Origin of the sequence: Sinorhizobium sojae CCBAU 05684 (assembly GCF_002288525.1) — a bacterium.
Classification (GTDB): Bacteria; Pseudomonadota; Alphaproteobacteria; order Rhizobiales; family Rhizobiaceae; genus Sinorhizobium; species Sinorhizobium sojae.
On sequence record NZ_CP023067.1, the window covers coordinates 1313650 to 1326285 of the forward strand.

General features: G+C 60.4%; 8 protein-coding genes. 6 read left to right on the forward strand and 2 right to left on the reverse strand.

All coding sequences use genetic code 11. The features are described from left to right. The first annotated feature begins 217 nt into the window (after positions 1–217). The 3 genes from SJ05684_RS06510 (at position 218) to exoR (ending at position 6135) form a co-directional block, all read left to right on the forward strand. On the forward strand, positions 218–3061 hold the full coding sequence (locus SJ05684_RS06510; RefSeq protein ID WP_034854644.1) for a valine--tRNA ligase: 2844 nt from the start codon (positions 218–220) through the stop codon (positions 3059–3061). 542 nt (positions 3062–3603) lie between these two features. Further along, positions 3604–4884 (forward strand): outer membrane protein transport protein, encoded by a 1281-nt coding sequence (locus SJ05684_RS06515; RefSeq protein ID WP_034854643.1) that lies wholly within the window; start codon positions 3604–3606, stop codon positions 4882–4884. A 444-nt stretch (positions 4885–5328) separates the two neighbouring features. After that, positions 5329–6135: an exopolysaccharide production regulator ExoR gene (exoR, locus tag SJ05684_RS06520; RefSeq protein ID WP_034854642.1), complete on the forward strand. Its 807-nt coding sequence runs from the start codon at positions 5329–5331 to the stop codon at positions 6133–6135. 34 nt (positions 6136–6169) lie between these two features. Here exoR and xth read toward each other — a convergent pair whose 3' ends face one another. Further along, on the reverse strand, positions 6170–6961 hold the full coding sequence (gene xth, locus SJ05684_RS06525; protein WP_034854641.1) for an exodeoxyribonuclease III: 792 nt from the start codon (positions 6959–6961) through the stop codon (positions 6170–6172). A gap of 301 nt (positions 6962–7262) precedes the next feature. Here xth and SJ05684_RS06530 point away from each other — a divergent pair, with 301 nt between their 5' ends. Next, complete coding sequence (locus SJ05684_RS06530) at positions 7263–8726, forward strand: phospholipase D-like domain-containing protein (RefSeq protein ID WP_034854640.1); 1464 nt, start codon at positions 7263–7265, stop codon at positions 8724–8726. 150 nt (positions 8727–8876) lie between these two features. Here SJ05684_RS06530 and erpA read toward each other — a convergent pair whose 3' ends face one another. Further along, entirely contained in the window at positions 8877–9206 is a 330-nt protein-coding gene (erpA, locus tag SJ05684_RS06535) for an iron-sulfur cluster insertion protein ErpA (protein WP_034854639.1), read from the reverse strand. A gap of 260 nt (positions 9207–9466) precedes the next feature. On the opposite strand from erpA, the gene SJ05684_RS06540 reads away from it, so the two are divergent. Next, a complete protein-coding gene (locus SJ05684_RS06540; protein ID WP_034854638.1) occupies positions 9467–10684 on the forward strand; it encodes a deoxyguanosinetriphosphate triphosphohydrolase in 1218 nt (405 codons plus the stop codon). Positions 10685–10822: 138 nt separating this feature from the next. After that, positions 10823–12583: an arginine--tRNA ligase gene (gene argS, locus SJ05684_RS06545; RefSeq protein ID WP_034854637.1), complete on the forward strand. Its 1761-nt coding sequence runs from the start codon at positions 10823–10825 to the stop codon at positions 12581–12583. Positions 12584–12636 lie beyond the last annotated feature (53 nt).

Sequence of the window (12636 nt, forward strand, 5' to 3'; positions counted from 1 at the left end):
ATCGGAGCCGATTGTCGGAAAGCACGATGCGTCGATTCAAAGACCGACGGCGTCCTTTGTGCGTCCTGAAGGACGCAAGGCGCTGCAAATGAAAGACGCCGCGACGGCCCGCTCCGGCGAAAGGTGGCCTGCGGCTTTTTTCCCGTTTGTGTTGACTTGCGCCGGCCCTTCCGGTTTACAAAACACTGACATCAATCTTAAAAATCGGCCCCACAGAATGCTTGATAAGACCTACGATTCCGCCGCCGTCGACCCGCGCATTGCCAAGAAGTGGGACGATGAAAACGCGTTTCGTGCCGGCGCGGGCGCAGAGCCCGATGCAGAGTCCTTCTGCATCGTGATTCCGCCACCCAATGTCACCGGTTCGCTGCACATGGGGCACGCGCTCAACAACACGCTCCAGGACATCCTGGTGCGTTTCGAGCGCATGCGCGGCAAGGATGTGCTCTGGCAGCCGGGCATGGACCATGCTGGTATTGCGACCCAGATGGTGGTCGAACGTCAGCTCGCCCAGCGCAACCTGCCGGGACGCCGCGATATGGGCCGGGAGGCATTCGTCGAGAAGGTCTGGGAATGGAAGGCCGAGTCCGGAGGCCAGATCTTTAACCAGTTGAAGCGGCTCGGCGCCTCCTGCGACTGGTCGCGCGAGCGCTTCACGATGGATGAGGGCCTGTCGGACGCCGTCATCGAGGTATTCGTCAGCCTCTATAAGGAGGGGCTGATCTATCGCGACAAGCGCCTCGTCAATTGGGATCCGAAGCTGCAGACGGCGATTTCGGACATCGAGGTGGAGCAGGTCGAAGTCAACGGCCATCTCTGGCACCTGCGCTATCCGCTGGAGGACGGCGTCACCTACCAGCACCCGGTCGCCTTCGACGAGGATGGCAACGCGACCGAGTGGGAAACGCGCGACTATCTGGTCGTCGCGACAACGCGTCCGGAAACGATGCTCGGCGACACCGGCGTCGCGGTGCACCCGGAGGACGTCCGCTACAAGGGGATCGTCGGCAAACAGGTCATTCTGCCGATCGTCGGCCGCCGCATTCCGATCGTTGCCGACGAGTATCCGGATCCGACGACCGGAACCGGCGCGGTGAAGATGACTCCCGCGCATGACTTCAACGACTTCGACGTCGGCAAGCGGCAGGGGCTGCGGCTCGTCAACGTGCTGACTGCGGACGGCCGGATCACGATCAAGAACAATGAGGATTTCCTGGAAGGCCTCGACCATCCCGCGGCCCTTCATGGCGCCTGGGACCAGCTTGAGGGCAAGGACCGGTTCGAAGCGCGCAAGCTGATCGTCGAAATCCTCGAGGCGGCCGGCCTCGTCGATCACATCGAGCCGCATAAGCATATGGTGCCGCACGGTGACCGCGGTGGCGTGCCGATCGAACCCCGGCTGACGGAGCAATGGTATGTCGACGCCAAGACCCTGGCGAAACCGGCAATTGCCGCAGTCAGGGAAGGGCGGACGAGCTTTGTCCCGAAGAATTGGGAAAAGACCTATTTCGAATGGATGGAGAACATCCAGCCCTGGTGCATCTCGCGCCAGCTCTGGTGGGGGCACCAGATACCCGCCTGGTACGGCCCCGACGGCCAGGTCTTCGTCGAAAGGAACGAGGAAGAGGCGCTGCACGCAGCGATCCAGCACTACCTCGCCCATGAAGGCCCGATGAAGGCCTATGTCGAAGACCTGCTCGAGAACTTCAAGCCGGGCGAAATCCTGACCCGCGACGAGGATGTGCTCGACACTTGGTTCTCCTCCGCCCTCTGGCCGTTCTCCACGCTCGGTTGGCCGAAGGAAACGCCGGAACTCGAAAGATATTATCAGACCGATGTACTGGTGACGGGTTTCGACATTATTTTCTTCTGGGTCTCCCGCATGATGATGATGGGCCTCCACTTCATGAAGGATGCGGACGGTACGCCTGTGGAGCCGTTCCACACCGTCTATGTCCATGCGCTCGTCCGTGACAAAAACGGGCAGAAGATGTCGAAGTCGAAGGGCAACGTCATCGACCCGCTGGAATTGATGGACGAATACGGCGCCGACGCGCTGCGCTTCACGCTGGCGATCATGGCGGCGCAAGGCCGCGACGTGAAGCTCGACCCGGCACGCATCGCCGGCTACCGCAATTTCGGCACCAAGCTTTGGAATGCGACGCGCTTCGCCGAGATGAACGGTGCGACGAGCAGCGCGGGCTTCATTCCCGAGGCGACCTCGCTGACCGTCAACCGCTGGATCCTGACGGAGTTTTCGCGCACCATCCGCGATGTGACCGAGGCAATCGAGAACTACCGCTTCAACGAGGCGGCCGGAAGTCTCTATCGCTTCATATGGAACCAGTTCTGCGATTGGTACCTCGAACTTCTGAAGCCGGTCTTCAATGGCGACGACGAAGACGCCAAGCGCGAGTCGCAGGCCTGCGTCGCCTATGTGCTGGACGAAACCTACAAGCTCCTGCACCCGTTCATGCCATTCATGACCGAGGAGCTCTGGGAGAAGACGGAAGGCCCCGGACGCGAACGCTCGACGCTGCTCTGCCATGCCGAGTGGCCTGCCGCCTTCTATGCGGATGACGCCGCCGCGGATGAAATCAACTGGCTGATCGACCTCGTCTCGGGGATCCGGTCGGTCCGCGCCGAGATGAACGTTCCGCCCGCGGCGCTGGCGCCACTGGTGATCGTCGGTGCCAAAGGGCTGACGGGTGAACGGCTCGATCGGCATGCTTCGGCGATCAAGCGGCTGGCGCGGGTGGAGACGATCGAACACGCGGCAGCAGCGCCGCGCGGCAGCGCCCAGATCGTCGTCCGCGAGGCGACCGCCTGCCTTCCGCTCGGCAGCCTGATCGATCTCGAGGCCGAAAAAACACGCCTCGAAAAGGCGATCGCCAAGGTCGATCTCGAACGGCAAAGGATCCTCGGCAAGCTCGCCAACGAAAAGTTCGTCGCCAATGCGAAGCCCGAACTGGTCGAGGCCGAGCGGGAGCGGCTGGAGGATCTCGATCATCAGCGGGATTCGCTCGGCGTCGCCCTGAGCCGAGTATCGGAAGCAGGTTAGTTCGTCCTTCCCGGGCTACGGCGCCGCGCGTCTTTCCAGACGCGCAAAGGTCGCTGGAACTCTTCGAATTCTACGCATCGGGCATTCCGAAGGTCGATTGCGATTTTTTTGGCCGATGCGCTAAAGACGCGATCCGCGGCAGCAATGCCGCGGAATTTTTATGTGATTCGATGCGACTTCGAATCGAACGGGCGCTTCGGGCGATTTGGATCGGAATTACACCTATGGGTTTTGCCGATCGACTTCCTTGGGTGATGCTCGGAATTGGGCTGCAAAAAGCAATATTGTTGTTGCTGCGTCACACTTTGCTGAATTGATGGAATTTCATTTCCCGTAGTAGAGCTATCGGTCTTGAAGTTGGAATTCTGTTCCTGTTTCCTTCGATTATGACCGAATCGTGAAATTCTTACGTAAATTTGATGGCCGATTTGCTCTGGTTCGGCGCGTCAGCAGTATTTGCCATTTCACGCAATCGTGAGGAATATCCCGCCACGGCGGCATGGGGAATGGTCGCATACGTGAAAGTGCAGGGGAGGAGCTGTATGGCTCGGAATGGACTGAATAGAGGCGTCCTCGCGGCGGTAGCCGGATTGCTTGCTGCGTCGGCGGCACAGGCCGGAGGGCTCGAGCGCGGCGGCTACAATATCGATTTGCTGTTCGACCCGTCGGATTACGCAGCCGAAGCGACCGCGACCTATGTCAATCCGCAGCGTGAACTGAAGAACGTCGTGGACACGGATACTGCGAATTCTGACGCGGCCGCGGGGACGTTTGGCGGTGGCAATTTGAACGGCCGCCCGAACAGTGCGGATGACACGGAAAGCTATTGGGCGCCCCGCATCGGTTTCAAGGCTGCATTGGGGGACAGAGTTGACTGTTTGGCGGACTACTCGCAGCCCTGGGGTGCTCACCTCAATCCGGGCGAGAACTGGGCCGGCGCCAACTCCAACATTGAAACAAAGGTTGAAAGCGACAACTACGCTGCCACTTGTTCCTACAAGTGGGATATCGGCGCTGGTCAAATGCGCGTCATTGGCGGTGTCTTCTACCAGGAGGTCGGCGGCTTCAAGGAGCGTCTTGTTCAGGACTTCACAGGATTTCCAGCGCCATTTTCAAGCCTCTCTGGTGTAGGTCGGATTGATCTTGAGGATAGCGGCTGGGGCTGGCGAGCAGGTGTTGCCTACGAAATCCCCGAATACGCCTTGCGTGCGAGCCTTGTGTATAACAGCGCCGTCGATCTTGATGATCTTCGTGGAACTATCGACCTTTCGGAGGTCGCATTCTTCGTGCCGGGCTTCGGCATATTGAATGGTACGAAGTACGGCGTTCACGGATCTGCATCGATGCCGGATTCGTTGGAGCTCAAGGTCCAAAGTGGCATCGCGCCGGGATGGCTGGCATTCGGATCCGTCAAGTGGACCGATTGGAGTCAGTTGCAGGTTCTCGAGTTTGAACCGGACGAGGCCGCACTGGGCCGGTTTGGGACTAGCCTGAACTTCCTCTATCGCGACGGTTGGACCATCACCGGCGGTATCGGTCACAAGTTCAATGACCAGTGGAGCGGGGCGGTCAGCCTGACCTGGGACCGGGGTACGAGCCACGGCTATGGCGCGCAGACGGACACCTGGAGCATTGGCACCGGTGTCTCCTACACTCCGACCCCCAACGTGGAAATTCGTCTGGCCGGCGTCGCGGGCATCATGACCAGCGGTAGCTCCGGGGCAGTCACCTATCAGGGCGAGGTGATCGGCGACGACGTCTCCTATGACTTCGACAATGATTTCGTCGGTGCCATCTCGACATCACTGAAAGTCAGGTTCTGAACTACTCCTTCAAGACCCTCAAGGCCCGGCCATCGCCGGGCCTTTTGCTATGGGTCGTGCGCTCCGCTTATAAGCGGTTTCGAATGTGACGATTCAGCAACACACTTATCGCTATGGTTTTGCTAGTATGGGGCATGGGCATTTATGTCCATTTCCCGCCACAAAATGAGAGCACCCATGGTAGCGACAAACGTGCGAACGAGTGCTGTGCTTGCGTAGAGGTAAACTGAGTTTGTGTGCTGTCGTGACATCCTTTGGCAATTGGCGTCTGGTGCGCGGTCGGCGTGATGTCGTCTGCGGGGCGGTGGATGCGCGCGGCCTTCGGGTCGGCCGGTCCGGATCGGCCTCGGTGAAGGCTCTGATGGAGGCGCGCCGGGTGCGGGTCGATGTTCGCAGCGTTAGTGGGTTCGGCGTGGCCGCCTGGAACGAAAGAAGCTGATTGTGATGTGCGGGAGTGAATTCAAGTCGCTGAAGGTCGCGGTGCTCGGCATGTCGCTGGCGGTCGGCGCTACTGCGGCGGGGCCGGCCAGGGCCTTTGATCCGGGCGCCGGCGTGACCAAGGAGTCCGGGCCGTTCGCGCTCTTCAAGTTCGGCTTCTCGGCCTACAAGAACGGTCGAAAGGACGAGGCGGTCGAGGCCTATCGCTACGCCGCCGAAAAGGGGCACACGGGCTCCCGCTGGGCGCTCGCCAACATGTACGCCTATGGCGACGGTGTCACCGAAAACGACCTCGAAGCATTCAAGATTTACAGCGAAATCGCCCAGCAGGGGGTTGAGCCCGGTTCGGAAGATACGGGCTATTTCGTCAATGCGCTGATGTCGCTCGCCGGCTATTATCGGCGCGGCATTCCCGACAGCCCCGTGCAAGCGGACCTGCCGCGGGCGCGGCAACTCTATTTCCAGGCAGCCTCCGCCTTCGGTGTTGCCGAGGCGCAGTTCCAGCTTGCCCGGATGCTGCTCTCGGGCGAGGGCGGTACCGTCAACGTGCAGCAGGCCAAGAAATGGCTGAACCGGGCGCGCAAGAACGGCCATGCCGGCGCCATGGGTGTCTTCGGCAATGTCCTCTTCGACGAAGGGCAGGCCGCCAGGGGGCTCGCCTATATGACCGCCGCACTCGACCAGTGTTCGCCAAAGGACAGGCCCTGGCTCCAGTCGATGCAGGAGCAGGCCTTCTCGCTGGCGTCCGAGGACGACCGCCGCGTCGCGATCGCAATGGCGCAGAACATGAACCTTCAGCAGGACGACGACTGAGGGTTCTGTCCGAACGGGGCGAGGTGTCCCAATTTCACGCAGGTTTGAACGAGAACTCGGCGCTAACGGGAACGTGGTCCGACGGCTTTTCCCAGGCACGAACGTGCTTTTCGATCGATGTCGATACGAGCTTGTCTGCCGCCTCCGGCGACAGCATCAGGTGATCGATCCGGATGCCGAAGTTCTTTTGCCAGCATCCGGCTTGATAGTCCCAGAAGGAATAGAGCGGAACCTCGTCCGAGGTCGCGCGCACCGCGTCGGTGAAACCGAGATTGCGCAGGCGTCGGAAAGCCGCCCGGGTTTCCGGCAGGAAGAGAGCGTCGTTCTGCCAGACCTTGGCGTCCCAGCAATCATGGGATTCGGGGATGACATTGTAGTCTCCCGCAAGGATAACGGGCTCCTCGAGCGCAAGGCGCCGTGCAGCAAATGTCGACAGACGCTGCATCCACTGAAGCTTGTAGGCGTATTTTTCCGTGCCTACCGGATTGCCGTTCGGCAGGTAAAGGCAGCAGACGCGGATCGCGCCGCCCTTGACGGAAAAGACGCCTTCGATGAATCGCGACTGTTCGTCGGTGTCGTCGCCCGGCAGGCCGCGGTTGACTTCATCCGGCCGCAGTTTCGACAGCAGGGCAACTCCGTTGAAACCCTTCTGCCCATGCGTTTCCACGTGGTAGCCTAGCGCCTCGATCTCGCTCCGGGGAAAGGACTCGTCGACCGACTTGATCTCCTGCAGGCAGGCGATATCCGGATTGGACGCCTTAAGCCAGGCGATGAGGCTGTCCACACGCGCCTTGACGCCGTTAATGTTCCAGGTGACGATCTTCATGGGATAGCGTCTGCCTTTCCTTCTGTCCGGTGAGCCTTGCCGCAAATTCGTTGTAGCGGCTGGCGCGCCGCGCGTCCAATCGGGGGCAGGACTAGCTTTGCCGCGCAATAGGAGCTCCTGCTTGGTTCTGTGTCTAAATCGATTCCGGCTAGCGATCGATTCCCTATAAGATCTTTTTGCGAATGGGGACCAGCATCCGCTTAAATTGGCAGTGACCGATTTGTGCCGTGCTTTTCGCTTGTCCCGTGCAGCCTTGGGTGGCGGAATTGATTCCGGTCCGGGTCTGTCTATAGTCCCGCGCATGATCGGATTCATCGAAAGTTACTGGCCGCATTTTCTGGCACTCCTGTCCTTCGCGCTGGGCGCGCCGGCGATCATTCATGCGGCGATGACGAAGGACGATGTGCGTGCCGCCGCTGGCTGGGTAGGCGTGATTCTCCTCTCGCCCATACTCGGCGCTGTCATATATGCGGTGGCGGGCATCAATCGCATTCGCCGTTCGTCGCTCAGCCTGCAACGCTCCCTGTTGCGCTTGAGCGGTCCCGATCCATTCCTGCGTTTTAACGTCACGAATGATCACGTGGCGGTCCGCTTTGGCCATCGGTTCGCGGCGATGAAGATATTGGGGGACCGGGTTTCGCGATTTGCGATGTCGACGGGCAATCGCATCACGGTGCTGGACGGCGGCGACAACGTGTATGCGGCGATGCTGGAGGCGATCGCCGCGGCGCGCCGGAGCATTCTGATCGAGAGCTATATCTTCGATCGCGATCGGATCGGGCTTCGCTTCGCCGATGCCCTGATTGCTGCGGTGAAGCGCGGCGTCAGCGTGCGCGTGCTGATCGATGCCGTCGGCGCGCGCTACTCCGTCCCCAGCATCGTTGGATATCTGCAGGAAGCCGGCGTTCCGACGGCCGTGTTCAACGGCAACATCATCATGGGCCTGAGGTTGCCCTATGCCAATTTGAGGACCCATCGCAAGATCATCGTCATCGACGGCGAGATGGTCTTCACCGGCGGCATGAACATACGGGCGGGTTTTTCGGCGGAGATTGCGGGTGGGGAGGCCTCCTTCGATACCCATTTCCGCGTTGCCGGGCCGATCGTCGCCGATATCTTCCAGGTGGCCGCCGAGGATTGGCAGTTCGCCAGCGGTGAGGTTCTCGCGGGCGACGCATGGAAACTGGTCGAGCCGGAGGAACTGGAAGGTACGCCGTCCGTCTTGATGCGCGCCGTTCCCTCCGGTCCGGACAACACCAACGAGACCAATCACAAGATGTTGATGGGTGCCTTTTCGATCGCGCGGAAGCATATTCGCGTCATGTCTCCCTATTTCCTGCCGGACAGGGAGCTGATCAGCGCGCTGGTGACCGCTGCGCGAAGGGGAGTCGAGGTCGATATCGTCGTGCCGGCAGTCAACAACCTCACTCTGGTGGATAGGGCCATGACCGCGCAGTTCGACCAGGTTTTGAAGGGGCATTGCCGCGTCTGGCGCGCCAAGGGGGCTTTCAACCATTCCAAGCTGATCGTTGTCGACGGTCACTGGGTCTATATCGGATCGTCCAACCTGGATCCGCGCTCGCTGCGGCTCAACTTCGAATTCGATCTGGAAATTCTCGACGACGCGATCGCGCAGGCCATCGGCGAGAAAATCTGCGGGCTCCGGGCGAATGCGGAAGAAGTAACCCTCGCGAGCCTTGATGCACAGCCGCTCCTGAACCGCCTGGCCAATCGGCTACTCTGGCTCGGATCGCCCTATCTTTAGCCCGGATCGGCTCCATCTCCTCGAAGGCCGTGCCTTGCAGCGTCCAGCGTCGTCTCAGGCGCACAAAGGCCACCGTGCCTCTTTGGATCTCGCACCGACTTTTTTGGAAAATCGGTTCCGATCTGCGAGCCGATGCGCGAGGACAGCCCGTCAGAGCGAAAAGCTCGTGCCGCAGCCGCAGCTCGCGACGGCGTTCGGATTCTTGATCTGGAACGACTGGCCGAGCAGGTTGTCGACGAAATCTATTTCGGAACCGCCCATGTAGACGAGCGAAAGACTGTCGATCAGGACCTTGGCACTGTCCTTTTCGAGGACCAGATCGTCTTCGTTTTCCTTGTCGACCAGGTCGAATTTGTAGGAGAAGCCGGAACAGCCGCCCCCTTCGACGGAGACCCGCATCGCAGTCTTGTCCTTCTCCGCCTGAAGAATGGCGCCAATGCGCTTTGCTGCTGCATCCGAAAGGGTCACTGTGTCCTGCATCTATTTGCCTCCTGCCGGGGTCAAGGCCCGGAGAGATACGTTGTTATCCGAGAGCGTACGTCCCCAAAGTGCACAAGCGCCGCTCTCGTCCTGAATGTCTGCATGTCTCTACCGCCGGGCACAGAGCGACTTGCTGCTTGTCCCATCAGGCGGCGTTCTGCCGCAAGCATTCTGGCGGGATGTGCACCGCTTTCTTGTAACACATACTATAGGTATGAAGGCGTGAATGTCCCGTCAATGGATGACCCGACAGGTGTGATATGACTTTTGACAGACAGGCCCTCGGCTTCGGTCACGGCGAACATGCGGTCTTTGCTACGAATCCATGGTCGTCGCGCGGCAGGCTCTATCCGGAAACCTCCAGCCCGACGCGATCCGACTTCCAGCGCGACCGCGACCGCATCGTCCATACGACCGCCTTCCGCCGCCTGAAGCACAAGACGCAGGTCTTCATCGCCGCCGACGGCGACCATTATCGCACGCGGCTCACGCACACCATCGAGGTCGCCCAGATCGCGCGCGCGCTGGCGCGGGCGCTAAAGCTCGATGAAGACCTCGCCGAAGGCGTTGCCCTTGTCCACGATTTCGGCCACACGCCGTTCGGGCATACGGGTGAGGATGCCTTGCACGAGGTCCTGAAGCCCTATGGCGGCTTCGACCACAATGCCCAGTCGCTACGCATCGTGACCAAGCTGGAGCGGCGTTACGCCGAGTTCGACGGACTGAACCTCACCTGGGAGAGCCTCGAGGGACTCGTCAAGCACAACGGGCCGCTGATGACGGCGGACGGCAAGGGGACCCGCGGTCCGGTGCCGCAGCCGATCCTCGACTATTGCGCCCTTCATGATCTCGAGCTTGCAAGCTTTGCGAGCCTCGAGGCGCAGGTGGCGGCGATCTCCGACGACATCGCTTACAACACCCACGATATCGACGATGGCCTGCGGGCCGGCTACCTCACTTTCGATATGCTCGAGGAGGTTCCGTTCCTTGAGCGGCTGATGCGTGAGGTGCACGACCGCTATCCCGGTCTGGAGACGACCCGCTTCACCCATGAGATCATGCGCCGGCAGATCACCGCGATGGTCGAGGATGTCATCGGCGTTGCGCAGGCTCGTCTGCGCGACATCCGGCCCCGGAGTGTGGACGAGGTGCGCAGGGCCGGCATGGTGATCGCGACATTTTCCGAGGAGATGAGCGAGACCGATCGGCAGATCAAGAACCTGCTGATGACGAGGATCTATCGACATCCGGAGGTCATGCATGTGCGGCAGGGGGCGGCGTCTATCGTCACAGACCTCTATCATGCCTTCATGGCCGATCCGCGATTGATGCGGGAGCATCACTGGATCGATCAGATCGCCGGGATGGCCGAGCCCGCCCGCGCCCGTCACGTCGGAGATTACCTCGCGGGCATGACCGATACATTCGCAATCACAGTGCACAGGCGTTTGTTTGACCATACGCCCGATTTGCGGTAGTGACGCCCCGCGCGGAGGCTCGAGGTTCCCCACGGACCCGGCCTCCTTTTGAGTTTGCGCTACAGCGCCATGCGTCTCGTCAGGCGCAATGGCCGCTGGGGCACTGTCCAGTTGGGCTGGAATTGGCGGACGGATCAGATGAATCTTTTCACAGACTTCGAATCAAGAATTAAGAACATTCTCGAATCGCTTGATATCGTTCGTGAAAAGCGATCTGATCTTGACTTCGGGCGCATCAATATCGAGCCGCCGCGCGACGCTAGCCATGGCGACGTGGCGACGAATGCTGCGATGGTCCTCGCAAAGGCGCTGAGCACGAATCCGCGCGCCCTTGCTGATCTCATCATCGAGAAGCTGCGCCAAGATCCGGAAGTGGCGGACGTGTCGGTCGCCGGCCCGGGATTCATCAATGTCCGCCTCTCGGTCTCCTATTGGCAGAAGCTGCTTGCCGCGATGATCAGGACCAGCACGGAATACGGCCGCAGCACGGTCGGCGCCGGGCGCAAGGTGAATGTGGAATATGTTTCGGCCAACCCGACAGGGCCGATGCATGTCGGCCATTGCCGCGGCGCCGTGGTCGGCGATGCGCTTGCCAATCTTCTTGCCTTCGCCGGCTATGACGTCACCAAGGAATACTACATCAACGATGCCGGATCGCAGATCGACGTGCTCGCCCGCTCGGCATTCCTGCGCTACCGCCAGGCTCTTGGAGAGGACGTGGGCGAGATCCCGCCGGGGCTCTATCCAGGCGACTATCTCGTCCCGGTCGGCGAGGCGCTTGCGGATGAGTTCGGCACCAGCCTGCGGATCATGCCGGACGACAGATGGATGCCGCTCGTCAAGGAGCGTGTGATCGATGCGATGATGGCGATGATCCGCGAGGATCTGGCAGCGCTCAACGTCAATCATGACGTCTTCTTCTCCGAACGGGCCTTGCACGACAATGGGGCCGCGCGCATTCGCACCGCCATCAACGACCTGACCTTCAAGGGGCATGTCTACAAGGGCATGCTGCCGCCCCCTAAGGGCCAGTTGCCGGAGGACTGGGAAGACCGGGAGCAGACGCTTTTCCGCTCGACCGAGGTCGGGGACGACCTCGATCGGCCGCTTATCAAGTCCGACGGCAGTTATACTTACTTCGCGGCCGACGTTGCCTATTTCAAGGACAAGTTCGATCGTGGCTTCCACGAGATGATCTACGTGCTTGGCGCCGACCATGGCGGCTATGTCAAGCGGCTGGAGGCGCTGGCGCGCGCGATCTCCGACGGAGAGGCAAAGCTGACGGTCCTGCTGTGCCAGCTCGTCAAGCTTTATCGCGGCGGCGAGCCGGTGAAAATGTCGAAGCGTTCTGGTGATTTCGTAACGCTTCGCGAGGTGGTCGATGAAGTCGGCCGTGATTCGGTCCGCTTCATGATGCTCTACCGGAAGAGTTCCGAGCCGCTCGACTTCGATTTCGCCAAGGTGACGGAACAATCGAAGGACAACCCGGTCTTCTACGTGCAATACGCACACGCGCGTTGCTGCTCGGTGTTCCGCCAGGCCCGGGAAGCTTTCCCTGACCTTGATCTGTCCTCGATCGATTTTGCGGGTGCGGTGATGGGGGCGATCGTTGATCCTGCGGAGATGCAGCTCGTCGCCAAGCTCGCAGAATATCCGCGTGTCGTCGAGGCGGCGGCACTCTCACAAGAGCCGCATCGAATCGCTTTTTACCTGTATGATCTTGCCGCAGCCTTCCATGGACTTTGGAACAAAGGTAAAGAAAATACGGAATTACGTTTTGTTAACGATAGGAACAGAGAATTAAGCATTGCCAGACTCGGGCTGGTGCATGCTGTCGCCTCGGTATTGAGGTCGGGCCTGTCCATAACGGGCACCTCGGCGCCGGAAGAGATGCGGTAGATCGTGTCACCAATTCCCCACAATGCGCTGGCAATTCAACGCAGGCAGTTGTG

What these genes read in the sequence shown, in the direction of transcription:
- argS (WP_034854637.1), top strand. Translation starts at nt 10,823, where the DNA reads ATGAATCTTTTCACAGACTTCGAATCAAGAATTAAGAACATTCTCGAA.
- xth (WP_034854641.1), bottom strand. Translation starts at nt 6,961, where the DNA reads ATGAAGATCGTCACCTGGAACATTAACGGCGTCAAGGCGCGTGTGGAC.
- SJ05684_RS06515 (WP_034854643.1), top strand. Translation starts at nt 3,604, where the DNA reads ATGGCTCGGAATGGACTGAATAGAGGCGTCCTCGCGGCGGTAGCCGGA.
- exoR (WP_034854642.1), top strand. Translation starts at nt 5,329, where the DNA reads ATGTGCGGGAGTGAATTCAAGTCGCTGAAGGTCGCGGTGCTCGGCATG.
- SJ05684_RS06510 (WP_034854644.1), top strand. Translation starts at nt 218, where the DNA reads ATGCTTGATAAGACCTACGATTCCGCCGCCGTCGACCCGCGCATTGCC.
- SJ05684_RS06530 (WP_034854640.1), top strand. Translation starts at nt 7,263, where the DNA reads ATGATCGGATTCATCGAAAGTTACTGGCCGCATTTTCTGGCACTCCTG.
- SJ05684_RS06540 (WP_034854638.1), top strand. Translation starts at nt 9,467, where the DNA reads ATGACTTTTGACAGACAGGCCCTCGGCTTCGGTCACGGCGAACATGCG.
- erpA (WP_034854639.1), bottom strand. Translation starts at nt 9,206, where the DNA reads ATGCAGGACACAGTGACCCTTTCGGATGCAGCAGCAAAGCGCATTGGC.